The organism is Amycolatopsis albidoflavus, assembly GCF_039525725.1.
GTDB classification, from domain to species: domain Bacteria; phylum Actinomycetota; class Actinomycetes; order Mycobacteriales; family Pseudonocardiaceae; genus Amycolatopsis; species Amycolatopsis albidoflava.
On record NZ_BAAAHV010000007.1, the window covers coordinates 1 to 22226 of the forward strand.

Below are 22226 nucleotides of genomic sequence, written 5' to 3' on the forward strand. Positions count from 1 at the left end.
CGGTCAACCCACCATGACCAGCACAAACCAAGATGAAAAACCCCCAATGTGGCATTGGGTGCATGCGACGCACCCAATGTGGCGTTCGGTGCGCCTGACGCACCCAATGCCGCGTTGGGGTTGTTCAGCGGTGGGCCTTGGGGAGGTTTGTGAAGGACGTCTGCGGGAGCGGGGAGCGGCGCGGCGAGGGTCGGCCGCATCGCCGCAGCTGCCAGCGGCCCCGCGCCGCATGCAACCGCGCAGCCCTGCGGGGAGACCCCGTTTTGCGCGGGGTTCTCGCGTAGCGCGGCCGGGCAGCAACGGAGCCACGCGGCCCGGCTGGCCGCAGGCGGTGCTCCGCATCTCCTGGCCAGCCACCGCTACAACGAACCCGCCACACACCGCACCACTGAGACAACCCCAATGTGGCATTGGGTGCATGCGACGCACCCAATGTGGCGTTCGGTGCGCCTGACGCACCCAATGCCACATTGGGGCGTTGCGGATCGTGGCGGCGGTGGCTCAAGATGCGGGCTTGCCCTGCTGCGGGATCGGGCGGCACGCCATTGCGGCACCTGATTTTTCGGATGGCACCACGCTCTGAACTGGGGTTTTGCTCTCAACGGTGCCGTAGTGGTGCCAAAGTGAGCCATGATGGCTTGTGGTGGTGCCAAGCGTGTGCCATAGTGGTGCCATGGACTTGACCACGTACGTAAGCAACCTCGGGCGGGAATTCGCGACGCTGGCCGAGGCCAGTGGCGAAGAGGGGCGCGCGCTGGTCGAGCGGCTGACCGGATCGCTCGAATCGGCGATTCGGATGACCCTCCTGGACACGCTGTCCGGCGCCGTCGACGAGATCACCCGGGACCTCGCGCCCGGCTCGGTCGAACTGCGCCTGCGCGGCCGCGACCCGAACTTCGTCGTGGCCGCGCCGCCCGCTGAACCCGCTCAGCCCGCCGCGGCCGCGGCCGAACCGGCTCCGGAGCAGAGCGAACCGCTGTTCTCCGAGGACGGGCCGTCGGCGCGGATCAACGTGCGGCTGCCCGAACAGCTCAAGGCCGCGGTCGAGGAGGCCGCCGCCAAGGAGGGTCGTTCGGTCAACGCCTGGCTCGTCCGGGCGGCCACCGCGGCGCTGCAGCAGCGGCCCGAACGCGAACAGCGCTTCGAGCAGCCCGGCGGCAGTTTCTCCAAGCAGAGCTTCACCGGCTGGGTCCGGTAGCTCCCTTCTTCGCTAACTCCTTCACCCGTCTCTGACCTGCGGAGACGGCACACCTAACCGAAATGTGGGGACAACCATGCCTAAATTCGACACTCCCGAACCGATTTCCGTCACCGTCGACCTCGGCGTCGGCCACGTCCGGTTCGCCGCGAGCGACCGCGCCGACACGGTCGTCGACGTCCGCCCGACCGACGAATCGGACGACTCCGATGTCAAGACCGCCAAGCAGATCCGCGTCGAGTACAGCAACGGCGCGCTGCACATCACCGGCCCGAAGATGCGGGCGTTCGACTTCTCCCGCAAGACCCGCTCGGTCGACGTGACGGTCGAACTGCCCACCGGCTCGCGGGTTTCCGCCGAGGTGCAGGCGGGCGCCTTCCAGGGCTCCGGCGAACTCGGGCAGGCGCGGCTCAAGACCGCGGCCGGGAACGTCAGCCTCGACCGCACCGGCCCGCTGCGCGTCGACACCTCGGTCGGCCACGTCACGGTCGACGCCATCGCGGGCGACGCCGAGGTCACCACCGCGTCCGGGCGGATCCGGCTCGGCCCGGTCGACGGGACCGCGGTGATCAAGAACTCCAACGGCGACACCACGATCGAGTCCGCGGGCGGCGACGTCCGGGTGCGCGCGGCCAACGGCGACATCACGGTCGAGCACGCCGGCGCGGGGGTCGACGCGAAGACGTCCAACGGCGCCATCTCGCTCGGCGAGGTCGTCCGCGGTTCGGTCGTGCTCGAGAGCGCGATCGGCGACCTGCGGATCGGCATCGCCAAGGGCACCGCGGCCTGGCTCGACGTGAAGACCAACTTCGGCCACGTGCGCAATCAGCTCGAGACCTCGGCCAGCCCGGGGGAGTCCACCGAAACCGTCGAGGTCCGCGGGCACACCGCGTTCGGCGAAATCGTCATCCACCGCTCCTGATCACAGTCTTGGAGAAACCTGTGTCCAGCAACCATTCCCGGCCGGCGATCGCCGCCGCCGGACTGCGCAAATCCTTCGGCGACCACCTCGTGCTCGACGGCATCGACCTCACCGTCGCCCGCGGCACCGTCTTCTCGCTGCTCGGCGCGAACGGCGCGGGCAAGACCACCACGGTCAAGATTCTGTCCACTTTGATCAACGCGGACGGCGGCGCGGCGCAGGTCGCCGGGTACGACGTCGCCTCGGAAGCCGACGGGGTGCGCGCCTCGATCGGTGTCACCGGGCAGTTCTCCGCCGTCGACAATCTGCTGACCGCCGAGGAAAATCTGCTGCTGATGGCGGATCTGCACCACCTCGACCGGTCCACTCGGCAGCGGCGCGCGGCGGAGCTGCTCGAACAGTTCGATCTCGTCGAAGCGGCGAAGAAGCCGGTGTCGACCTTCTCCGGCGGCATGCGGCGGCGGCTCGACCTGGCGATGACGCTCGTCGGGAGCCCGCAGGTGATCTTCCTGGACGAGCCGACCACCGGCCTCGACCCGCGCAGCCGCCGGGCGATGTGGGAGATCGTGCGCAAGCTGGTGGCCGGCGGGGTCACGATTTTCCTTACCACGCAATACCTCGAAGAAGCCGACGAACTGGCCGACCGGATCGCCGTGCTCGACCACGGCCGGATTGTCGCCGAAGGCACCGCGGAAGAGCTCAAGCGCCAGATCCCCGGCGGACACGTCCAGTTGCGCTTCGAGGAAGAGGCCGACCTCATCCACGCGCAGCGCGGGCTGAGCGAGGCGTCCCGGCAGAACGACGCGCTGGTGCTGCGTGTGCCGAACGACGGCAGCCTGCAGTCGCTCAAATCGCTGATCGACCGGCTCGACTCGCTTTCGGTGAAGGTCGACGAGCTTTCCGTGCACACTCCTGATCTCGACGACGTTTTCCTTGCCCTCACCGGCAACTCCACTGACGAAAAGGTGACTTCCCGATGACTGCTCCCGCTCTCGCCGGACCAGATCTGCGCTTCCACCCGGTCCGCGACTCGATGACCATGCTGCGCCGGAATCTCAAGCACATGCTCCGGTATCCGTCGCTGACGATCATGCTGGTCGGGATGCCGGTGGTGTTCCTGCTGCTGTTCGTCTACGTTTTCGGCGGCACGCTCGGCGCCGGATTAGGCGGGGCCGGCGGAGGCAGAGCCGAATACGCCAATTTCGTCGCGCCGACGATTCTGCTGATGACCATTACCGCCACCGTGCAGGGAACGGCGATTTCGGTGGCGATGGACCTGACCGAAGGCGTCATCGCCCGGTTCCGGACCATGCACATCGCCCGGGTTTCGGTGCTGACCGGGCACGTGCTCGGCAGTGTGCTGCAAGCGTTGTTCGGGCTCGTGGTGGTCACCGGGGTCGCGTTGCTGGTCGGTTTCCGGCCCGCCGCCAGCGTCGGTTCGTGGTTCGCCGCGGTCGGGTTCCTCGTGGTGGTGGCGCTCGCGCTGGTGTGGCTGTGTGTCGCGCTCGGACAGGTGAGCAAGAGTGTCGAATCGGCCAGCAACACCCCGATGCCGTTGCTGCTGCTGCCTTTCCTCGGCAGCGGGTTCGTGCCCGCGGATTCGATGCCGGGTGCGCTGCGGTGGTTCGCCGAGTACCAGCCGTTCACGCCGATCATCGAGACCCTGCGCGCGCTGCTGCTCGACAAGCCGCTCGGCAACCACCTGTGGTTCGCGCTCGGCTGGTGCGCCGTGATGGGCGTCGGCGGATATCTCTGGTCCAAGAAGCTTTTCAATCGCGAATACGCACACTGAAAGGGGCACGGGGATGACTGGGGAAGACGTTGTGCAAGGGGTTCCGATGGGGCGGGCGCAGGGGTGTCCGTTCGATCCGCCGCCGTCGCTGACCGAGGTGCGGGAGCGGGCTCCGCTGACGCGGATGGCGTTTCCGGACGGGCACGTCGGATGGCTGGCCACCGGGCACGCGGAGGTGCGGGCGATTCTGGGGGACCAGCGGTTCAGCAACCGGTACGAATTGTGGCACTACCCGTTTCCCGGGATGGAGCAGTTTTCGGAACTGCCGCCGGCTCCGGTCGGGGACATGACGGGGATCGACGCGCCGGAGCACACCCGGTTCCGGAAGTTGCTGACGGGGAAATTCACGGTTCGGCGGATGCGGTTGCTCAGCGACCGGGTGGCTGAGGTCGCGGACGAGTATTTGGATGTGATGGAGAAGGCCGGTCCTGGCGTCGATCTGGTCGCGGCTTACGCGCATCCGGTGCCCGCGGTGATGATTTGCGAACTGCTCGGGGTGCCGTATTCGGATCGGGCGTCGTTTCTCGGATCTGCCGCGGCGATCAACGATATCGGTCTTTCCGAAGAGGAGAGGATGATTGCTTATGGCCAGTTGCAGGACTATGTGGCTTCGTTGGTACCGGCTAAGCGGTCCACGCCCACGGATGACTTGTTCAGCGATCTGACCAGCAGTGATTTGACTGACGAGGAACTGGCTGGGCTGGGGACGTTCCTGCTCGCCGCTGGGCTGGACACCACGGCGAATATGGTGGCGTTGGGGACGTATGCGCTGTTGAGGAATCCGGAGCAGTGGGCTGTGGTCCGGGATGAGCCGGAGGCTGCCGGCGGGGCGGTCGAGGAGTTGATGCGGTATCTGTCCATCGCGCACACCGGGGTTCGGGCCGCGTTGACGGATGTTGAGGTCGGCGGACAGGTGATTCGGGCTGGGGAGTCTGTGGTGTTGTCCGTGCAGGCGGCCAATCGGGATCCGGTGAAGTTCGAGCGGCCGGATGAGCTGGATGTGCGGCGGGTCGCGACTGGGCATGTGGGGTTCGGGCACGGGATTCATCAGTGTTTGGGGCAGCAGTTGGCTCGGGTGGAGATGACGGTGGCGTTGCCTGCGTTGGTGCGGCGGTTTCCGACGCTGCGGGTGGCGGGAGAGGTGCCGTTGCGGTCTGAGTATCAGAATATTTTCGGGGTTGTGAAGTTGCCTGTTTCTTGGTGACGGGGTGGGTTGGACTCCCTCGCTTTTGATTGTTGAGCCAGTGCTAACTGCGGCGGGGGCGAGGGGCGGGGGTGGAGTGGTCGTCTTGGCGAGTTGCGAGGGAGGTGGCGGTTGTGGTTGTGGTTGACGCGGATGTGGTGTGTGCGGGGGTTCGGGAGTTGGGGGTTGCTGAGGGTGGGGTGGTGATTGTGCATTCGTCGTTGTCCGCGTTGGGGAACGTGGATGGCGGGGCGGATGCGGTGGTGCGGGGGTTGTTGCGGGCGGTGGGTTCCGCGGGGACGGTCGTGGTGCCTGCGTTTACGCCGCAGGTGGCGGATCCGTTTCCGGAGGTGCCGGGGCCGGGGGACGCTGAGGTTGAGGAGGCGCGGGGGCGGGTGCCGTTGTTTCACGAGGGGCTGGTGACGCCGATGGGGGCGGTTCCGAACGCGTTGCTGAGGTGGGAGGGGCGGCGCCGTAGCCGGCATCCGCAGGCGTCGGTGGCGGCGGTCGGGGCTCGGGCCGAGGAGGTGACGCGCCGGCAGCCGCTGGGGTATGCGGTGGGGGTGGGGTCGCCGTTTGACTGGCTGTATCGGGAGCGGGCGCGGATTGTGCTGCTCGGGGTCGGGCATGATCGGAACTCGTTCCTGCACTACGCCGAATCTCTGGTGCCGCGTCATCGACGGAAGGTTCGGCGGTTTCCCTACCTGGTGGACGGGGAGCGGGTGTGGGTGCGGACCGACGACGTCGGGGACGACAACGGGCGGTTCTTTCCTCAGGTCGGGGCCGAATTCGGCGAGGCGGGCGGCGTGCGTCGGGGGAAGATCGGTGCGGCGGACTGCCAGGTGATGGACTGTGTACCGTTCGTAGGCTTTGCCCAGCGGCGGCTGGGTGAGCTGCTGCGGTGAAACCGGCACCTATACTCGGGCGTTGTGACTGAAGGGTTCTCGCGGGTGGTGGAGCGGTGCCGGGCGTTCCTGGAGGAACGACGGCCGCCCACGCCGTGTCTCGTGGTGGACCTTGACGTGGTGCGCGGGAACTGCGAGCGGCTCCAGAAGATGGTGCCGGAAGCTCGGATGTACTACGCGGTCAAGGCCAATCCGGCGCCGGAAGTGGTGCGGGTGCTTCGGAAAGCCGGAGCAGGGTTTGACGTCGCCGGGCGCGAGGAGATCGAGTTGTGTCTCGCGCAAGGGGTGCGGCCGGAGCTGCTGTCCTATGGCAACACGGTGAAGAAGGCGCGGGACATCGAATTCGCGCACCGCGTGGGGGTGCGGCGGTTTACCTTTGACAGCCTTGAGGATCTCGAGAATCTCGCGGAGTTCGCGCCGGGGGCGACTGCTTCTTGCCGGATTCTCGTGGACAGTCCGGGTGCGCTGACGCCGTTCGGGCGGAAATTCGGGTGTGCGCCGGACATGGCGGTCGACCTGTTGGTTCGGGCGGCCGAGTTGGGGCTTGATCCGGAGGGCGTCGCGTTTCATGTGGGGTCTCAGCACAGTGATCCGCGGGCTTGGGACGCCGGGATCGCTGCGGCGGCGGAGGTGACGCGCGCGGTTGCGGAGCGCGGGGTTTCGTTGCGGGGCTTGAACATTGGTGGCGGTTTTCCGGTGGGGTATCTGACCGCGCCGCCGCCGTTGGAGGAGTACGCGGCGGTTATTCGCGAGTCGGTGGGGCGGCATTTCGCGGTCGCGCCCGCGTTGTCGTTCGAGCCGGGGCGGGCGGTGGTGGCGTCGGCGGGGGTGATTCGCAGCGAGGTGGTGCTGGTGTCGCGCAAGTCTTCAGCGGACGAGCGGCGCTGGGTGTACCTCGACATCGGCCGGTACGGCGGGCTTGCCGAGACGGAGAACGAGGCCATCGCGTATCGGCTGGTTACCGCGCATGACGGCGGTCCGGACGGGCCCGTGGTGATCGCGGGGCCGACGTGCGACGGGGACGACGTGCTTTATCAGCGCACGCCTTATCGGATGCCATTGGCGTTGCGGGCGGGGGATTACGTCGACATTCCGAGTGCCGGAGCGTACACACAAAGCTACTCTTCGGTGTCGTTCAACGGATTTCCGCCGTTGCGGTCGTACTTCGTCGGCGGGGAGGCCGCTGGGGTCGGGGAGTTCGCCGGACGGCATGTGCTGGCCGAGTTTTCCGGGGTGTCCGCGGAGTTGCTCGACGATCCGGCCTTGTTGTGCGAGAGCTTGGAACGTGCGCTGGACAAGGCCGGCGCGACGGTGTGCGAGTTGACGTACAAGCAGTTCGAGCCGCACGGCGTGACGGCGATGGCGCTGCTGTCGGAGTCGCACGCTTCGATTCACACGTATCCGGAGCGGGGGTCGGCGTTCGTGGATGTGTTCACGTGCGGGCGCAAGGCGGATCCGGAGCTGGCCGTTCAGGTGCTGCGCGATTTGCTCGGCGCGAGCGTTTCGCGGGTCACCACTATCCACAGAGGACAGGAAGACAGTTGAACATCGAGGAACCAGTCGGCGCTGGGCTGACCCGGTTGTGGCAGGTCTCGGACGTGCTGGTCGACACGCGGACTGCCTGCCAGCACGTGGTGATCGGCAAGACGGCGCAGGGGATTTCGCTGTTCTGCGACGACGAGCGGCAGAGCACCGAGTTCAGCCAGCTGGTGTATCACGAGGCGCTGCTGGTGCCCGCGCTGCTGCTGGCGTCCACTGTGGACCGGGTGTTGGTGGTCGGGTCCAGCGAAGGCGTGGTGTGCCAGATCGCGGCCGAGGCGGGAGCTTCGGTCGATCACGTGGACATCGATGTCGAGGCGGTTCGGCTTTGCGCGGAACATCTTCCGTACGGGTACTCGCCGGCCGAGCTGGCTCGGGCGGAGCGTGGCGAGGGGCCGGTGCGGGTGCATTACGCCGATGGGTGGGAGTACGTCCACACCTGCGGCGAGAAGTACGACGTGGTGCTGGTTGATCTGCCGGACGAGCAGGATTCCACGGAAGCTCAGCACAATCGGTTGTACAGTGCGGAATTCCTGGCTCAGTGCCGGTCGTTGCTGACGCCTGGCGGGGTGGTCGCGTATCAGGGCGGGTGCCCGACATTGTGGCGGAACTCGACATTGGTGAAGTGCTGGCGTCGGTTCGAGGAGGTCTTCCCGTCGCCGGTTTACTTTGGTTCGCCGGAGCACGAGTGGGCGTTTTTCTTCGGCACGGACGTGGACGCGCCGGTGGAGAAGATGGTGGGGCGGTTGGAGACGCTGTCGTATCGGCCCGTGACGATTGACGCTTTGACGTTGCGTGGGGCGACGGTTCCGCCGATCAGCCTTCGCCGGTGAGCGGTACCGGGCGGAGTCTGCAGTTCTCCGTGCGGCCTTTGCTCAACCGGACTGGTGCGTTCCCGGATTCGGCAAGGGCGTCGGGGTCGTGACGGGCTCGTCGGACGGGCCGGTGTTGCCGGACTTCGTTCCGGGTTCCCAACCGGCTCCGGGGACCTGGCCTTGAGGCCGCGGGTTGAGCGGTGGCTGGTAGACGCGATCGCGGATTGCGTCGCTGGGGGCGCGGTCGCTCGTCGCTGAATGTGCGGGCTTCGGCACCGGGTTGCTGTGGTGCGGGGGATGCGCGCTGGCGGGCTTCGCGGCGGGCGGCGGAGGAACCGGCGAAGTTGGCGAGGCGGCGGAGGGGGAGGGCGAAGCGGCGGCCGGGGAAGGGGACGCCGGAGCCGAGGAAGGGGCGGAAGCGGCAACCGGAGTGGGCTGTGGCTGTTCGGTGCTGGACGCCAGCCCCACGGTCACCGCGATTGCCGCGCCGGTCGTTGCGGCGGCGGCCAGCAGGATTCCCCGTCTTCGATGCATGAGCGGATCCAACTGCCGGTCCCGATCGGTGTCAAGCGCCGGAGAACCAGCCTGGCAGGTCCAGTCGGGCGGACTCCGGCGAGGCGACCTTCCGCAGGTCCTCTTCCAATGCGCGAAGCCGTCCGGCGCCCAGGGTTTCAGACCACTCCGCGCGTAGTCGGTCGAAGATCTGCGCTGACTTGGCGAGGCAGTCGAGGCCTCGGTCAGTCAGCCGCACCAGCATGCGGCGGCCGTCGTCGGGGTCGCGGTCTCGATGGACGTAGCCGAGTCGTTCCAGGGTGTCGATTGTCTTTCCCGCGGCCTGTTTGGTTACGCCGAGGGTGCGGCCAAGGTCGACGGCGGTCGTGCCGGACGGGCCGATCGCCTGGAAGACGAAGCCGTGCATCGGCCGTACGTCGGGGTGGCCTTGCTTCGCCAGTTCGGCGTGCAGGTCGTCGATCAGGCTGCGGAAGCCGAACAGCAGGCGCAGTGGCAGTTCGTATCCGGGCGGATCGCTTGACATAGGTAGACAACCTCGTTGACTATATGGACAACCGTGTTGTCGATTGTAAGGGGAGTGGCAAGTGGTGGTCATCAGGGACAGCCGTCGGACGGAGACGCCGAACGCGGTGATGACGACGCTGGCGTCGCCGACTCAGGGCGGCAGCCAGCAGGCGGTCTGGAGGGTTGAGATGGCACCGGGCGCGGTCGGGCCGGTGCATGCGTTCGACACCGAGCAGGTGTGGACGGTTCTCGGTGGCGGGGCGGAGATCGAGCTGGGCGGCGTCGTTGAGGTCGTGCAGGAGGGGGAGACGGTGGTGATGCCCGCCGACGCCGAGCGGCAGGTGCGGGCCGATGCGGACAACGGCATGGTGGCGATCGTGTGCGCGCCGGGCAGTACGCGGGTGTACCGGACGGGCGTGGTGCCGGCGTGCGCGACGGCGGACGGCGACAAGATTCTTCCGGACTGGGTGGCCTGAGCTGTGGCGGGCGTCACGGAATGTTCGGCGATCTTGAGCGCTACAACGGATATGTCTGCTCCCACCACGCCGCCCGCCGCGTCCGAAGAAACCGCCTCGGTCGTTCCCGTTCTGGACGACTTCGACTTTCCGCTCGTCGACGGCGCCGCCTGTCGCATCGACGACCCGGATTGCGAAGCCTGCCAGTAATAACGCACGTACGGGGCGTGACGGGTGGTCACAACACGAGTGACCGCTTGGTGACGGCTCGGGAAACACGGTAACTGCCGGGCACTTCCGGCAGTTACCGTCATTCCGCGGGCGTTGACATTGATCAAAGGTCATTTCCGGGTCGTCGGGGCTTCGCCGGACGGGGACTCGGTCCGGTTCTATCCCGACCGGGCGGACGCGTTTTCCGCCGCGAACCTCAAGGTGCGCACCAATTCCCGGGGCGGGGTGCAGTTGCGCCTCGACGGGATCGACGCGCTCGAGACGCATTACCGGCCGCGCGTCGCGGGAGCTGAGTTGTGGCGTCAGCCGAAAGAACTGGCTGACGCTGCCGGGGCGGAACTGTTGCGGTACCTCGGTTTTACGAAGGTCGAGCGCGACGAAGGCGGTCGCGTTTCCACCAGCACGCCGGGCGAGACGAGCGGGCACATCCTGACCCGGTTCGCCGACAAGTACGGCCGCGCGGTCGCTTTCGCGTTTCCCGGGCAGCGGGCGGGTCGGTCCACCGACGGCGGAGACGTGCATCTCGATCCGAAAGCGCTGAAGGCGTCGGCGAATTTCCGGCTGCTCGAAACTGGGCTGGCGTATCCGACGTTCTACTCCAAGCTCTACCCGGATCTCCGGCAGGCGATGGCCGACGCGGCGGTCGCGGCGCGCACCGCGGGCAAGGGCGTGTGGGAGCACGACGTGACCACCAGCGGGTTCCGGCTGACCAGCCGCGCCCAGTTGCGCGACGACGTGGTGCTGCTGCCGAAACTGTTCCGCCGCCTCGTTGATTACTTGAGCCTGGACGAGAGCGACGGCGTCTCGCTCGCCGGGTTCGCGGACTACGTCGACACCCGCAACGACCGGCTTTTCACCATCCCGGACGGGCACGCCACCGAACTCCACACGCTCCTGTCCGTCCGGCGGCAGACACTCAAGCTCACGACTCCGCCGGAGCAGATCGTGTTCCAAGAGGCTTGACCGGCTGCCGCAGAACCGTCTTCAACTTGTCCGGCGCGGTGCGGCGCGGGTCGCTCAGGTAGATCTCGTGGTGGTCGCCGTTGAAGGTCAGGCCGTGCTCAGGCAGGTATTCGTGGTGGAGCCGGTTCAGCGTGGGCGTTTCGTCGTCGTACGAGCCGAGGTGCAGGATCTGGACGCTCGTGCCCTCCGTCAGCGTGCGTAGCCGGACCCCGGCGAGCGCTGGGTTGTCTTTCTTCTTCGCGACGCTTTCAGCGGCCTCCCGGACCATCTCCTCGGTGACCCAATCCGGCTGGCTGATCAGCATCGTCCAGTCCCATTTCCCTTTGTCCCGAGCGAGAAAAACGCTGGGGTCGTCCGCTCGCCACAGGCCCTCGAGCGGTCCGACGACGAAGTCCCGGCCGAGGTTTTTCTTGCTCGCGAACTTCACCGAATAAGCGATTCCGTACAGCGCTTCGACGGCGTTCGTGTACTCCGGGGCGGTGTTCGGGTCGCCGTGACCGTCGGCGGCGAGGTACTGGAGCGCGGGCACGTCCACGACGGTGAAGTCCTTCGACGGCGGCGAATACAGCGCGCGGTGGGCTTTCTTGACGTCGTACTTGTCCACCGTGGTCTCCTTGGTGAGGACGCTTTCGGTCCAGGTGAGGTCGGCCGTGAGCATGGCTTCGCTGTAGTCGAAAATCGCCGCCGCCGCGTCCGGCAAGGGTTCCTGGCGGGCGCGCGTCGCCCGGACTTCGGCGAGTTGTTCGCGCAACGCGGCGAGCCGCGCGGTCAGCCCGGCGCGTACTTCCGGGTCCGGCAGGCCGGGGCTGTTGGCCATCGCGACAAGGACTCGTGCGTGGATCGGGGTCAGCGCGGTGAGCGCTTCGCGGGTGGCCTCCGCGCACAGTTCGACGCCGGCCCGCGTGGCCTGGATGGTCGCGCGCGATTTGCCGGAGCGGGGAGCGCCGGTGGCTTCGATCAGGCCGCGCTTGGCCAGCTTGTCGAGGACGTAATAGATCGAGGAGAAGCCGAGCGCGGTCCACGTGCGGATGCCGCGTTCCTCCACCACCCGCTCCAGCGCGTAACCGTGCTGAGGCTGCTCGACGAGCAGGCCGAGGATGGTCAGTTCGGCGTCGGTCAGGGCGGCCATGCCAGCTATTCTAGTACTAGAATAGCTGAGCCTCCAGGACCGCGACCTCCGGTGCCGGGTCGAAGCCGTGCCCGACCAGGAAGTGGACGACCCGCAGGCTGCGCAGCGACCACCACGCGCGGAGCACGTCGAGGTCGATGCCGCCGCCGTATCCCGCCAGGACGTCGTCGAGGTGTTCCTGGTGCGCGAGGGTCAAGGCGGCGAGGTCGAAGTGGGCGTCGCCCTGGGCGGCTTCGGACCAGTCGAGAACGCCGGTCACCTCGTCGCCCTCGATGAAGATGTGCGCGACCTGCAGATCGCCGTGGATGAACACCGGGGTCCGCGGCCGGAGCGCGGCTTCGGCGAGGCGGCGGTTGCCGGTGACCAGGTCGGCGGGCAGGACCTCGTTCGCGATCAGCGACGCGCATTCGCGGTCGAGGTCCGCGGCGAGTTCATCGAGGTTGAAGCCGGGGGTCGGCGGCAGCGGTGCTTCGTGCAGTTTTCGGGCGGCGGCTCCGGCCGCGGCCCAGGCTTCCGGCGACGCGGTCGACGGTTTTCCGGGACGACCGAGTTCCCGTCCGGGCAGCGCGGCGAGGGCGAGCACGGGCGGTTTCCGCCACAAGATCTCCGGCGTCGGGAGCGGTGCCAGCGCCATCGCGGCGACCTCGGCGTCGGCGCGCGCCTGGTCGGTGTCGACCTTCAGGAACACGTCGCCGACGCGCAAGGTCGCGCGTTCGTGGTGGGCGACGACGATTTCGACTTCCTCCATGCCCGCGATTGTCACGAAGACGATCACGGACGGCACCGGATTTTCGCTCGAGCGGCGGCGAGTACCCCCAGCACCCGCCCCTCCCCCCTCGATCCCGACGGCACCGAGATGCGGTCCGGAACCGGTTATGCGGAGGGTGTCCGCCCGGCCCCACCGCCGCCGGCCCCCGAGCCGGCGACCAGGTCCCCACCTCGGGGGCCGGACGTGGTTCCACCGTGCCCGGCGTCGTCCCCAACCTGTCCTCGGTCTGTCCCTTCCTCCTCCGCGAGGCCGTTGACCTGCGCGGGTATGCTCAGCCCCGCAGCGGTGCCGGAGCCGAGGGGGGAACCGCGGAATGGATTTTCGCGTGCTCGGAGCGCTGGAAATCCAGAATGGATCCGACCGGCTGACGCTGCCCGGCGCACGCCATCGCCGCGTGCTCGCGTGTTTGCTGCTGTCGCCGAACTCCGTCGTTCCGCTGCCGAAGCTGATCGAGGCGACCTGGGACGGCGAACCGCCCGCGACGGCCACCAAGCAGATCCAGAACTGTGTTTCGGTGCTCCGCGAGCGGCTCGCCGATCCCGGGCAACAACTGATCGTCACCGATGGCTCCGGCTACCGGATTACGGTCGACAATCAGCAAGTCGACTGGCTTCGATTTACCGACGCTGTCGCTGCTGCCCGCCAGTCGGCGGCGGGCGGCGCGCTGATCGAGGGCGTCGAGAAGATCCGGTCGGCGTTGAAGCTGTGGCGCGGTCCGGTGCTGGACGGTCTGGACGCCGCGGCGCTCGCCGGGCGGGCGGCGCGGCTGGAGGAGCAGCGGCTCGCCGCGCTGGAGCTGTGCATTGACTGGCAGCTGAAGCTGGGCCAGTACCGCGAGGTCGTGGACGAGCTGGCGGAGATCGTCGAGGAACATCCGCTGCGGGAACGGCCGTACGCACAGCTGATGCTCGCGTTGGATCGCAGCGGGCGGCAGGCGGACGCGCTGACGGTGTTTCAGCGGTTGCGGACGCAGCTCGCCGAGGAGCTCGGGGTCGATCCCGGTGCCGAGGTGCGCCGGTTGCACGAACAGATCCTGCGCGGCGAGACGGAAGAACCGGCGGCCGAGGAAACCCCGAGCCCGCCGGAGCAGCCGTCGAGTCAGCTCGATCGCGCGGCCGACGAGCTCGCGGCGGCGATCGTGCGGCAGTGGACCGCGGAGGCCGAGATCCGTTCGCTGCACCGTCCGGAGCCGGTACCGCTGACCTGGACGAGCACCGAGCGCCCGGTCGCCGCGGCGGCGTCGGCGGTGCTCGGCCGGCCCGGCGAGCAGAGCAGGCTGACGTTCAGCGGCGATCTCACCGACGTCGTCGCGAAGTTCCGGCAGGTTCCGGCACGGCAGCTGGTCGTGCTCGGCGAACCGGGCGCGGGGAAATCGGTGCTGGCCATTCTGCTGACGCTCGGGCTGCTGGCCGACCCGCCGCCGGGCGAACCGGTGCCGGTGCTGCTGCCGCTGTCGTCGTGGAATCCGCGCGAGGAACACCTGCACGGCTGGCTGGCCCGACGGCTGGTCGAGGAGTATCCGGGCCTGGCCAACATCGGCGCGTACGGCAAGGGCGCGGCGCTGCGGCTGGTGCTCGAAGGCCGCGTCATCCCGGTGCTCGACGGCCTCGACGAGCTGGCCCCCGGGCTGCACACCGCCGCGATCGACGCGCTGGACCAGGCGGTTTCCGGAGGCCGGCCGCTCGTGGTGACCTGCCGCAGCACTGAGTACGAGTACGCGGTGCGGCAGTCCGGGACGTTTCTGTCGCGGGCGGCGGTGGTGGAGATCGAACCGGTCGAGACCGAGGACGCGATCGACTTTCTCACCGCGCGGCAGCGCTTCGGCGAAACCCGTTGGGAGCCGGTGGTCCGGCAGCTGCGGCAGAACCCGGAAAGCCCATTGGCACAGGCACTTCGCACACCGCTGATGGTCGACCTGGCGAGGACGGCGTACGCGCATCCCTCGACCGATCCCGGCGAACTCTGCGAGACGACCAGGTTTCCCGACCGCGCGGCGATCGAGGGACATCTGCTGGACGAGTACCTGCCGGTGGTCTACACCTCCCGCCCGGCACCGCCCGCGCGGCTCGACCGGCCGACCCGGCCGCGCGATTACCCGGCGGACCAGGCACAGCGCTGGCTGAGCTTCTTCGCCCGGCAACTGGAACGCGACCAGAGCCGCGATCTCGCGTGGTGGCAGCTGGATCGCGCGGTGCCGAGGCTGGTCCTCGGGCTCTGCCTCGGGCTGCCGCCCGCGTTGCTGTTCGCGCTCACCGGCTGGATCGCGGCGGGGCCGGTGATCGGCGCGATCTACGGGTTGTCGTTCGCGGTGGCAGGTTGTGTAACGCATACCGTCGGCAGCCGACCGGGGCCGCTGCGGGTGGAGGCGCGGTTCCGCGGCACGGCGGGCCGATTCCTGCGGCGGTTCGCGGTCGGGGTGCTGATCGGGGTCTGCCTCGGGCTGGCGTGGTCGCTGTCGGCCGGGGTGATCGCGCTGCTCGCGGTGGTGTTCGGGCTGGCGATCGGGGTGCACGTCTGGCTGGACACGCCGCTGGAGGCGAGCCGGGTGTCGAGTCCGGCGAGCGTCCTGCGCAACGACCGCGCCGCGACGCTGTCGTTCACCTTGTCCTTCATTGTTTCGCTGGGCTTGTTCTACGGAATGGCGTTCGCCTTCACGAAGGAAACGCGGTTCCTCGGCGTTTTCCACGACCATTACGACCTGGCGCTGGCCTTCGCCGGCGGGCTGGCGTCGGCGTTGCTGGGCCGGTTTTTGGTGCGGAGCCCGGGAAGTCTCGCCTACGGCCTCGCTGGCGTGATCATCGGCGGCCAGGTCTTTTCGCGGGCTTCGAGCACGGCGCAGGCGATCGCGGCGGGGCTCGTGTTCGGGCTGGCGGTGGGGCTGAGCGTGTGGATCGCCCGGGCCTGGGGCGCGTACACGTTCAGCCGGTTGTGGCTGGCCTCCCGCAAGCGGATCCCGTTGGACCTCATGGGTTTCCTCGACGACGCGCATCGCCGGGGCGTCCTGCGGCAGGTCGGCGAGGTGTACCAGTTCCGGCACGCTCGATTGCAGGAACGGCTGGCGGATCCGTCCTAGGCCTGCAACCTCGGGTCCTGCGAAGGGTCGGCGTACATCGGCGGACAGCCATGGAGGACGGCTTCGGGACGAAGCTCGTAGTGCCACGGTTCGTTGTGGTAGATCTGGCACAGTCCATACGCGGCACCGTGTTTCGACAACCAGGCCGTGGCCTCGAAAGGGCCGAGGTCGATCGCGTTCCCCAAGACGTGCGCGGACCGGTCGGCGGTGGCTACCCAGCGCGCGGCTTCTTGTTCCGAGCCGTATCTGGCGATTGCCTTGCGCCGAAGCTGATTCTGATACGCCGGTGATCTCCAGCCGCTGTTGACGCGGAACTCGACGCCGTCGTTCGCGGCGTCCTTCGCCGCGCGGCGCAGCGCCGCCAGGAACGCCGGGTCGAGATTGGCCACGGCCGGAACCTCGGCGAACACCGTCGTGCCGGACGGGACGGCTCCGTCGGCCTCGCTGAGCGCGCCACGACGGCGAAGCACGCGGCGGACGGTTCGCCGGAAGGGACTTCGTGCTGATTCGCTGCGGGTCATGGCGTTCAGCCAAGGCGAAACGGTGTTGCCAGCGTGTACGCGGTTTCGGATATGCCAGCGATACGCGTCTGCTCGTAGCATCGACGGCATGCGTGTGCTGATCGTCGAGGACGAGCCCTACCTGGCCGAGGCCATCCGGGACGGGCTGCGGCTGGAAGCGATCGCGGCCGATCTCGCCGGGGACGGGGACACCGCGCTGGAAATGCTGAGCGTCAACGCGTACGACATGGCTGTGCTCGACCGGGACATCCCCGGCCCGTCCGGCGACGAGATCGCGAAACGCGTCGTCGCGTCCGGCAGCGGCATGCCGATCCTGATGCTCACCGCCGCCGACCGGCTCGACGACAAGGTCTCCGGCTTCGAACTCGGCGCCGACGACTACCTCACCAAACCCTTCGAGCTGCGGGAACTCGTGCTCCGGCTGCGCGCGCTCGACCGCAGGCGCGCGCACAACCGGCCGCCGGTCCGGGAAATCGCGGGACTGAAGCTGGACCCGTTCCGCCGCGAGGTTTATCGGGACGGCCGGTACGTGGCGCTCACCCGAAAGCAGTTCGCTGTCCTCGAAGTGCTCGTCGCCGCGGAGGGCGGCGTGGTCAGCGCCGAAGAGCTCCTCGAACGAGCCTGGGACGAGAACGCGGACCCGTTCACCAACGCTGTCCGCATCACGGTCTCGGCGCTGCGCAAACGGCTCGGCGAACCGTGGCTGGTCGCGACCGTCCCCGGGGTCGGCTACCGGATCGACGACGGATCGGCTCGCGGATGATCCGCGAGCCGGGGATGAGCGTCCGGCTCAAACTGACCCTCAGCTACGCCGGATTCCTCATGCTGGCCGGGACGCTGCTGCTCGGCGCGGTGGCCCTGTTCCTGCTGAACTACCAGGACCGGGCGCTGGAAGTGATGCCGGTGGTGATGGCCCCGTCCGGCCGCGACCTGATCAAGGACTTCGCGCCCGACGCGGCCGTCGTGATGCTGCTCCTGCTGGTATTCGGCCTGCTGGGCGGCTGGGTGCTGGCCGGGCGCATGCTCGCCCCGCTGACCCGGATCACCGCCGCGACCCGGCGCGCCTCGACCGGGTCGCTCGCGCACCGGATCGAGCTGGAAGGCCGCGACGACGAGTTCCGCGAACTCGCCGACAGCTTCGACGCCATGCTCGCCCGTCTCGACGCGCACGTCGCCGAGCAGCGCAGATTCGCCGCCAACGCCTCCCATGAGCTGCGCACTCCGCTGGCGATCACGCAGAGCCTCCTCGAAGTCGCCCGCAACGACCCGGACCGGGATGTCGGCGAGCTTCACGAACGCCTCCGCGTCGTGAACGCCCGGGCGATCGAGCTCACCGAAGCCTTGCTCTTGCTCAGCCGCGCGGACCAGCGGTCGTTCACTCGGGAACCTGTCGATCTGTCGCTTCTGGCCGAAGAAGCCGCGGAGACGCTTCTTCCGCTGGCCGAGAAGCACGGGGTCGTTATCGAGACTTCGGGAGACATCACTGCCGTTCGTGGATCGCGGGCGCTGCTGCTGCAGTTGACGACGAACCTGCTGCACAACGCGATCGTCCATAACCTGCCGGAAGGCGGGACTGTGCAGCTTCGCGCCTCTGCCTCCGCGACGGCGGGCACGCTCATTGTGGAAAACACCGGGGAGGAAGTCAGCCCGGAGAAGATCTGGACGTTCACCGAGCCGTTCCAGCGCGGTACCGAACGGATCCGTCGTGACCACGCCGGGGTCGGGCTGGGGCTGGCGATCGTGAAGAGCATCGCGCAGGCGCATGACGGGACGCTTTCTCTCGCGCCGGGCGCCGCCGGCGGGCTTCGGGTGACAGTGCGGCTACCTGGCGGGGCGATGTCGCTCGGCGATCGTCAGGACGTGCCGGGCTAGGACGGTGTCGGCGTTGGGTGCGCCTTTTGCGGAGGCGCGGGCGGACATCGCCGCGATTCGGGCTGGGTCGGTGAGGATCGGGATCAGCGTGGAGGCGATCCAAGCGGGGGTGAGTTCGGCGTCGGGGACGAGCAGTGCGCCACCTGCCGCGACGACTGGCCCGGCATTCAGGCGTTGCTCGCCGCCGCGGTCCGGCAGCGGGACGAACGCGGCAGGGAGTCCGACTGCGGCCAGTTCGGCGCAGGTCATCGCGCCTGAGCGGCAGATCGCGAAATCGGCTGCGGCGTAGGCGTAGTGCATTTCGTCGACGTAGGGCAGGACCACATACGACGGGTCGCTCGCTTCGACGGTGTGCTGGCGGCCGGTGATGTGCAGGACTTGGACCCCGGCTGCTCTCAACTGTTGAGCTGCCCCGGAGGCGGCGGCATTGATGGCCGTGGCGCCTTGGGAACCGCCGGTGATCAGCAGGACCGGGCCGTCGGGGTGCAGGCCGAACTTCCGGCGAGCTGCATCGCGGGTTGCGGGGCGGTCGAGTCCGGTGATCGCCGGGCGCAGCGGGATGCCGATCGCGGTGCCGTGCTTCAGCCGGACTTCGGGGGAAGCGGTGTACACGTGCGTCGTCATCCGGGCGGCGAGGCGATTGGCCGCGCCTGGGCGGACGTTCGCCTCGTGGATGACGATGGGCAGGCGTCGCTGGCGGGCGGCGAGGTAAGCGGGGGCGGCGACGTAGCCGCCAAAGCCCACTACGACGTCCGCCTGGACCTGGTCGAGGACAGTCCTGGCGGCGCGGACCGAATCGCGCAGCCGGGACGGCGTTTGCAAGAGGGCGCGGGTTACCTTGCGTGGCAACGGCGCGGGAGGGATGAGTTCCAGCGGGTAACCGCGGGCCGGGATGAGCGTCGTGTCCAGGCCGCGGACGGTGCCGAGCGCGGTGACCTCGGCGGCGGGGGCCAGCTTTCGCAGTGCGTCGGCGAAGTTCAGCGCGGGTTCGATGTGCCCGGCCGAATGGCCTCCGGCGACCACGACGCGGGGTGCTCTGGTGGTCATCTAGGCGACGAGGAAATCGAAGTACGTTTCCGGGTAAGGCTCGTCCTTCAGCGTGTAGTGCCACCATTCGGCTTCATAGGCGGCGAAACCGCAATCCTCCATAATGGACCGGAGATGCTGACGGTTCGCTGCCTCTGCTGCGGTGATGCTGCGCGCGCCGTGGTGCGAGACGGCGTCCATCAGGTCGAAGCCGCCGCCCATGGGGACGAGTTCGCCGGAGTCGAGGCGGTACAGCGTCAGATCCGCTGTGCTGCCTCGGGTGTGGCCGGATTTGGTTGCCACGTAGCCGTTTTCGAACATCTGCGACCGGTTGAGGTTCGGGTAGTGCTGGTGTTTCTTCCGGCCGTCTTCGGGTTGCTTCGCCCAGCGCAGGAAGCAGTCCACGGCGCGCTGCGGCCGGTAGCCGTCCCAGATCAGCAGGCCGAATCCCAGCGTCGCGGCCTTGTCCTGGGCGCTTCGCAGGGCGGTGCACAAGGCGTGGGTGCCGACGATCCGGTTCGCCAGGTATCCGTCGACCGGTTTGCCGGTGAAGTTGTCCCAGGTGGCGTACTTGGCGTCCCACCGGATCCCGGGCGCTGCCTCGTCCAGGAAGGCGAAACCGTGCTTCATCGGGATGCCCCGGCGAGCGCGAGCGACACCATCCGGTCGAGCATTTCGGGGAACGGCAACCCGGCCGCCGCCATCATCCGCGGGTACCGGCTGTAGGAGGTCAGGCCGGGGAAGGTGTTGACCTCGTTCAGCATGGCGGTGCCGTCTTCCAGCAGGAACAGGTCGACCCGGGCGAGTCCCTGGCAGCCCAGCGCGCGGTAGATGGTCCGGGCGGTCGCCTGGACGCGGGCGCGCGCCTGGCCGGAGATGTCCGCGGGCACGAGGATGGTCGAGTTCTCGGAGCCGCTTTCGGGGTTGTCTTCCTGATGGATCTTGAAGAACCCGTGCGACAGCCGGATCTGGTCCGGTTCGCCGACGAGCAGGTCCGCGCCGTTGCCCAGAACCGCGCAACCCACCTCGCTGCCTTCGACCGCTTCCTCGATCAGCACCTTGGAATCGAACTGCGCCGCCTCCGCGATCGCGGCCGGCAAGTCCTCCTCGCGCGAGACCTTGGTGACGCCGAACGACGAACCGGACCGGGCCGGTTTCACGAAGACGGGGTAGGCGAACTTGCTCGCGTCGACGTTCTCGTCCGCAGTCCCGGCCCAGAAGTTCGGCGTCGCGATGCCCGCGCTGCCGACGACCAGGTAGGCGAGGGATTTGTCCATGCACAGCGCGGAACTCTGCACGTCACAGCCCGCGTACGGGATCCCGGACAGCTCCAGGAGGCCCTGCATCGCGCCGTCCTCGCCGAGTTTGCCGTGCAGCACCGGCAGCACCACGTCCAGCCGGACCGGTTCGTATTTTCCCCGCTCCTCGACCAGCAGCCCGTGGACGCTCCGGTCCGGCGACAGCATCGCCGGGCGGCCGCCGTCCTCCCACGCTTCGACGGGGCCGTCGCACAGCTTCCAGGAACCGTCCTTGGCGATCCCGATCCAGTACGGCTCGTACTTTTCCCGGTCGAGGTTCTTCGCGACCTCTCGCGCGGATTTGACCGAGACGGGGTGTTCCTCGGAGATTCCCCCGAAGATCACGCCGACCTTGAGCTTAGTCATGGTTCGTCCAGCTTTCGAAATTCAGGCAGTTGAGGAGACTGTTTTCCACCGCGTCGCGCAAGGCGTGCTCGGTGTAATACGCGGTGTGCGGGCTGATCAGGACGTTCGGCAGTTTCTGCAATCGCGCCAGATTCGTGTTCTCGATCGGTTTTCGGCGGCAGTCGGCATAGAACATCCCTTCCTCCCCTTCGAGGACGTCCAATGCCGCGCCGCCCAGCCTGCCGCTTTCCAGCGCGGACAGGAGGGCTTCGGTGTCGATCAGCCCGCCGCGGCCGGTGTTGACGACGATCGCGCCGGGCTTCATCAGCGCGATTCGCTGCCGGTTCAGCAGGTGGCGAGTCTCGGGCGTGAGCGGGGTGTGGAGGGTGACGATGTCGCTCTGCCGCAGCAAATCGTCGAGCGGAACGTAATCCGCCGAGGTGCGCGGACGGAGGTCGTAAGCCAGCTTCTGGCCGCCGAAACCCCACAGCCGGTCGATGACCGCCGCGCCGATCCGTCCGGTTCCGATGACTCCTACGGTGAGGTCGCGCAGTTCTTTTCCGGGAAGATCGCTCAGCCGGTAATCGTGCGCGTCGGTCCGCCGGATGAGCGATTTCGCGCTGCGGATCGCCATCAGCATCAACATGAGCGTGTAGTCGGCGACGCTGTCGGGCGAGTACGCGACGTTTTCCACCGTGATGCCGATCTTCTCGGCGTAGGCGACGTCGAGATGATTGCACCCGATGCTCCGCGTGGAGAGATACTTGACGCCGACCTCGCCGAGCGCGCGCAAAGCGGCGTTGGTGATGCGGGTTTTGTGGCTGACACTGACGCACCGGTTCCCGGCGGCGAGGTCGGCGTTGGCTTCGGACAGCGCCGCCGAGGTGACAGCCGGTGCCACCCCCAAACGAGACACCGCCTCCCGGACCAAGGCGGCTTCCTCGGGCCCGCACCCGTAGATCGTGATGCCGGCCGCCGGAACCAGCGCCCGAAGCCCCGCGGCGCGTGCCGGTTCGCGGTAGGTCATGCCTGCCAGTCAAGGCAGAACGATGTTGCCAGCACGTATGCGGTTTCCGATACACGGACGATATCTCCGGCCCCGTGAAGAAGGAAAACCGCACCGCGTGCGGCAACGACCGGCGTGATAGCCACAAATCCGGGAGTGATACCACT

Annotated in this window: 22 protein-coding genes and 1 pseudogene; 15 read left to right on the forward strand and 8 right to left on the reverse strand. The window is 68.0% G+C overall.

The genetic code is table 11. The features are described 5' to 3' along the window. Positions 1–673: 673 nt before the first annotated feature. The 9 genes and pseudogenes from ABD156_RS09410 to ABD156_RS09450 all read left to right on the forward strand — a co-directional run bounded on the left by ABD156_RS09410 (position 674) and on the right by ABD156_RS09450 (position 8372). Entirely contained in the window at positions 674–1198 is a 525-nt protein-coding gene (locus tag ABD156_RS09410) for a YlcI/YnfO family protein (protein ID WP_344269273.1), read from the forward strand. Between the two features lie 76 nt (positions 1199–1274). Continuing rightward, positions 1275–2120, forward strand: a complete 846-nt coding sequence (locus ABD156_RS09415; protein ID WP_344269276.1) for a DUF4097 family beta strand repeat-containing protein — start codon at positions 1275–1277, stop codon at positions 2118–2120. A 20-nt stretch (positions 2121–2140) separates the two neighbouring features. Beyond that, on the forward strand, positions 2141–3100 hold the full coding sequence (locus ABD156_RS09420; protein WP_344269278.1) for an ATP-binding cassette domain-containing protein: 960 nt from the start codon (positions 2141–2143) through the stop codon (positions 3098–3100). Further along, positions 3097–3912 carry an ABC transporter permease gene (locus ABD156_RS09425; protein ID WP_344269280.1) on the forward strand — a complete coding sequence of 272 codons (816 nt, stop codon included), beginning with the start codon at positions 3097–3099 and terminating at the stop codon, positions 3910–3912. Before ABD156_RS09420 ends, ABD156_RS09425 begins: the two co-directional genes overlap by 4 nt. 13 nt (positions 3913–3925) lie before the next feature. Further along, positions 3926–5116 carry a cytochrome P450 gene (locus ABD156_RS09430; protein ID WP_344269283.1) on the forward strand — a complete coding sequence of 397 codons (1191 nt, stop codon included), beginning with the start codon at positions 3926–3928 and terminating at the stop codon, positions 5114–5116. A gap of 104 nt (positions 5117–5220) precedes the next feature. Next, positions 5221–6000 (forward strand): AAC(3) family N-acetyltransferase, encoded by a 780-nt coding sequence (locus ABD156_RS09435; RefSeq protein ID WP_344269286.1) that lies wholly within the window; start codon positions 5221–5223, stop codon positions 5998–6000. A 117-nt stretch (positions 6001–6117) separates the two neighbouring features. Next, positions 6118–7092: pseudogene (locus ABD156_RS09440) on the forward strand (type III PLP-dependent enzyme); the annotation flags it as partial. Positions 7093–7152: 60 nt separating this feature from the next. Continuing rightward, entirely contained in the window at positions 7153–7545 is a 393-nt protein-coding gene (speD, locus tag ABD156_RS09445) for an adenosylmethionine decarboxylase (RefSeq protein WP_344269788.1), read from the forward strand. Beyond that, entirely contained in the window at positions 7542–8372 is an 831-nt protein-coding gene (locus ABD156_RS09450) for a spermidine synthase (protein ID WP_344269288.1), read from the forward strand. Before speD ends, ABD156_RS09450 begins: the two co-directional genes overlap by 4 nt. Before the next feature lie 547 nt (positions 8373–8919). Here the strand turns inward: ABD156_RS09450 and ABD156_RS09455 are convergent. Next, positions 8920–9390, reverse strand: coding sequence for a MarR family winged helix-turn-helix transcriptional regulator (locus ABD156_RS09455; RefSeq protein WP_344269290.1), 471 nt, complete (start codon positions 9388–9390; stop codon positions 8920–8922). Between the two features lie 61 nt (positions 9391–9451). Here ABD156_RS09455 and ABD156_RS09460 point away from each other — a divergent pair, with 61 nt between their 5' ends. The 3 genes from ABD156_RS09460 (at position 9452) to ABD156_RS09470 (ending at position 11020) form a co-directional block, all read left to right on the forward strand. Beyond that, positions 9452–9847, forward strand: a complete 396-nt coding sequence (locus ABD156_RS09460) for a cupin domain-containing protein (protein WP_344269292.1) — start codon at positions 9452–9454, stop codon at positions 9845–9847. A gap of 51 nt (positions 9848–9898) precedes the next feature. Further along, on the forward strand, positions 9899–10036 hold the full coding sequence (locus ABD156_RS09465; protein WP_344269295.1) for a hypothetical protein: 138 nt from the start codon (positions 9899–9901) through the stop codon (positions 10034–10036). 114 nt (positions 10037–10150) lie between these two features. Beyond that, on the forward strand, positions 10151–11020 hold the full coding sequence (locus ABD156_RS09470) for a nuclease (protein WP_344269298.1): 870 nt from the start codon (positions 10151–10153) through the stop codon (positions 11018–11020). Here ABD156_RS09470 and ABD156_RS09475 read toward each other — a convergent pair. Continuing rightward, positions 10980–12149, reverse strand: a complete 1170-nt coding sequence (locus ABD156_RS09475) for a GyrI-like domain-containing protein (RefSeq protein ID WP_344269301.1) — start codon at positions 12147–12149, stop codon at positions 10980–10982. The two genes, ABD156_RS09470 and ABD156_RS09475, sit on opposite strands and share 41 nt — an antisense overlap. A gap of 16 nt (positions 12150–12165) precedes the next feature. Beyond that, the gene (locus tag ABD156_RS09480; protein ID WP_344269304.1) at positions 12166–12897 is read right to left on the reverse strand and encodes a phosphotransferase family protein; all 732 of its coding nucleotides are present in this window, start codon (positions 12895–12897) and stop codon (positions 12166–12168) included. A 334-nt stretch (positions 12898–13231) separates the two neighbouring features. Between ABD156_RS09480 and ABD156_RS09485 the strand changes: the two genes are divergently transcribed. Then, complete coding sequence (locus tag ABD156_RS09485) at positions 13232–15991, forward strand: BTAD domain-containing putative transcriptional regulator (RefSeq protein ID WP_344269307.1); 2760 nt, start codon at positions 13232–13234, stop codon at positions 15989–15991. On the opposite strand, the gene ABD156_RS09490 is transcribed toward ABD156_RS09485, so the two are convergent. Next, positions 15988–16512, reverse strand: a complete 525-nt coding sequence (locus tag ABD156_RS09490) for a M15 family metallopeptidase (protein ID WP_377927767.1) — start codon at positions 16510–16512, stop codon at positions 15988–15990. The two genes, ABD156_RS09485 and ABD156_RS09490, sit on opposite strands and share 4 nt — an antisense overlap. 88 nt (positions 16513–16600) lie before the next feature. On the opposite strand from ABD156_RS09490, the gene ABD156_RS09495 reads away from it, so the two are divergent. Both ABD156_RS09495 and ABD156_RS09500 read left to right on the forward strand, forming a co-directional pair. Then, positions 16601–17275: a response regulator transcription factor gene (locus ABD156_RS09495; RefSeq protein ID WP_344269313.1), complete on the forward strand. Its 675-nt coding sequence runs from the start codon at positions 16601–16603 to the stop codon at positions 17273–17275. Then, positions 17272–18384 carry a sensor histidine kinase gene (locus ABD156_RS09500; RefSeq protein ID WP_344269315.1) on the forward strand — a complete coding sequence of 371 codons (1113 nt, stop codon included), beginning with the start codon at positions 17272–17274 and terminating at the stop codon, positions 18382–18384. Before ABD156_RS09495 ends, ABD156_RS09500 begins: the two co-directional genes overlap by 4 nt. Here ABD156_RS09500 and ABD156_RS09505 read toward each other — a convergent pair. The 4 genes from ABD156_RS09505 to ABD156_RS09520 are packed head-to-tail and all read right to left on the reverse strand — an operon-like array spanning position 18334 to position 22080. Further along, a complete protein-coding gene (locus tag ABD156_RS09505) occupies positions 18334–19431 on the reverse strand; it encodes a UDP-N-acetylglucosamine--N-acetylmuramyl-(pentapeptide) pyrophosphoryl-undecaprenol N-acetylglucosamine transferase (protein WP_344269317.1) in 1098 nt (365 codons plus the stop codon). The two genes, ABD156_RS09500 and ABD156_RS09505, sit on opposite strands and share 51 nt — an antisense overlap. Further along, positions 19432–20040: a D-Ala-D-Ala dipeptidase VanX gene (gene vanX, locus ABD156_RS09510; RefSeq protein ID WP_344269320.1), complete on the reverse strand. Its 609-nt coding sequence runs from the start codon at positions 20038–20040 to the stop codon at positions 19432–19434. Beyond that, on the reverse strand, positions 20037–21074 hold the full coding sequence (gene vanA, locus ABD156_RS09515) for a D-alanine--(R)-lactate ligase (RefSeq protein WP_344269323.1): 1038 nt from the start codon (positions 21072–21074) through the stop codon (positions 20037–20039). Before vanA ends, vanX begins: the two co-directional genes overlap by 4 nt. After that, a complete protein-coding gene (locus ABD156_RS09520; protein ID WP_344269326.1) occupies positions 21067–22080 on the reverse strand; it encodes a D-isomer specific 2-hydroxyacid dehydrogenase family protein in 1014 nt (337 codons plus the stop codon). Before ABD156_RS09520 ends, vanA begins: the two co-directional genes overlap by 8 nt. Positions 22081–22226 lie beyond the last annotated feature (146 nt).

What these genes read in the sequence shown, in the direction of transcription:
- ABD156_RS09410 (WP_344269273.1), top strand. Translation starts at nt 674, where the DNA reads ATGGACTTGACCACGTACGTAAGCAACCTCGGGCGGGAATTCGCGACG.
- ABD156_RS09415 (WP_344269276.1), top strand. Translation starts at nt 1,275, where the DNA reads ATGCCTAAATTCGACACTCCCGAACCGATTTCCGTCACCGTCGACCTC.
- ABD156_RS09425 (WP_344269280.1), top strand. Translation starts at nt 3,097, where the DNA reads ATGACTGCTCCCGCTCTCGCCGGACCAGATCTGCGCTTCCACCCGGTC.
- ABD156_RS09430 (WP_344269283.1), top strand. Translation starts at nt 3,926, where the DNA reads ATGACTGGGGAAGACGTTGTGCAAGGGGTTCCGATGGGGCGGGCGCAG.
- ABD156_RS09455 (WP_344269290.1), bottom strand. Translation starts at nt 9,390, where the DNA reads ATGTCAAGCGATCCGCCCGGATACGAACTGCCACTGCGCCTGCTGTTC.
- ABD156_RS09465 (WP_344269295.1), top strand. Translation starts at nt 9,899, where the DNA reads ATGTCTGCTCCCACCACGCCGCCCGCCGCGTCCGAAGAAACCGCCTCG.
- ABD156_RS09475 (WP_344269301.1), bottom strand. Translation starts at nt 12,149, where the DNA reads ATGGCCGCCCTGACCGACGCCGAACTGACCATCCTCGGCCTGCTCGTC.
- ABD156_RS09480 (WP_344269304.1), bottom strand. Translation starts at nt 12,897, where the DNA reads ATGGAGGAAGTCGAAATCGTCGTCGCCCACCACGAACGCGCGACCTTG.
- ABD156_RS09485 (WP_344269307.1), top strand. Translation starts at nt 13,232, where the DNA reads ATGGATTTTCGCGTGCTCGGAGCGCTGGAAATCCAGAATGGATCCGAC.
- ABD156_RS09490 (WP_377927767.1), bottom strand. Translation starts at nt 16,512, where the DNA reads ATGACCCGCAGCGAATCAGCACGAAGTCCCTTCCGGCGAACCGTCCGC.
- ABD156_RS09495 (WP_344269313.1), top strand. Translation starts at nt 16,601, where the DNA reads ATGCGTGTGCTGATCGTCGAGGACGAGCCCTACCTGGCCGAGGCCATC.
- ABD156_RS09500 (WP_344269315.1), top strand. Translation starts at nt 17,272, where the DNA reads ATGATCCGCGAGCCGGGGATGAGCGTCCGGCTCAAACTGACCCTCAGC.
- ABD156_RS09505 (WP_344269317.1), bottom strand. Translation starts at nt 19,431, where the DNA reads ATGACCACCAGAGCACCCCGCGTCGTGGTCGCCGGAGGCCATTCGGCC.
- vanX (WP_344269320.1), bottom strand. Translation starts at nt 20,040, where the DNA reads ATGAAGCACGGTTTCGCCTTCCTGGACGAGGCAGCGCCCGGGATCCGG.
- vanA (WP_344269323.1), bottom strand. Translation starts at nt 21,074, where the DNA reads ATGACTAAGCTCAAGGTCGGCGTGATCTTCGGGGGAATCTCCGAGGAA.
- ABD156_RS09520 (WP_344269326.1), bottom strand. Translation starts at nt 22,080, where the DNA reads ATGACCTACCGCGAACCGGCACGCGCCGCGGGGCTTCGGGCGCTGGTT.